General features: G+C 61.2%; 1 protein-coding gene. It reads left to right on the top strand.

The features are described 5' to 3' along the window. On the top strand, positions 1-544 hold a 544-nt coding region (locus HMPREF2617_RS06050), incomplete at both ends, for a glyceraldehyde 3-phosphate dehydrogenase NAD-binding domain-containing protein (RefSeq protein WP_305764520.1).

Here is a 544-nt window from a genome sequence, read left to right as displayed (position 1 = left end):
CAAGGCACACCGCTACGCGCGTCGTATCGATGAAAAGGAGCTCCCGCTCGACGAGACACTCCCGATCCTGCGCGAGCTGGTGGAGATGGATCTCGGCACCGCTTCGATCGACCTTGGCCGCCTGGCAAAGGAGTTCAAGCACTCCGACGAGAAGGATCTGCGTGCCTTCCTCGAGGCGCAGCTCGCTGACGTCATCGGCACCTCCTCCGAGCTCGATGCACGCGACGTCGTGCTCTACGGCTTCGGCCGCATCGGCCGCCTGCTTGCCCGTATCCTGATTGCCCGCGAGGCAATGTACGGCGGTGTGCGCCTGCGTGCGGTGGTGGTGCGCAAGAAGGGTGACATTGACATCATCAAGCGTGCCTCCCTGCTGCGACGTGACTCTGTCCACGGTGCGTTCAACGGCACGATCACCGTTGATGAGGAGAAGGAAATCATCTGGGCCAACGGCACTCCGATCCAGATGATCTACGCCAACGACCCGGCTGAGATTGATTACACGGCGTACGGCATTAACAACGCCATCGTCGTCGATAACACTGGC

It is taken from the genome of Corynebacterium sp. HMSC070H05, from assembly GCF_001837615.1.
GTDB lineage: Bacteria > Actinomycetota > Actinomycetes > Mycobacteriales > Mycobacteriaceae > Corynebacterium > Corynebacterium coyleae.
This window is presented reverse-complemented; position numbering and strand designations above follow the sequence as displayed.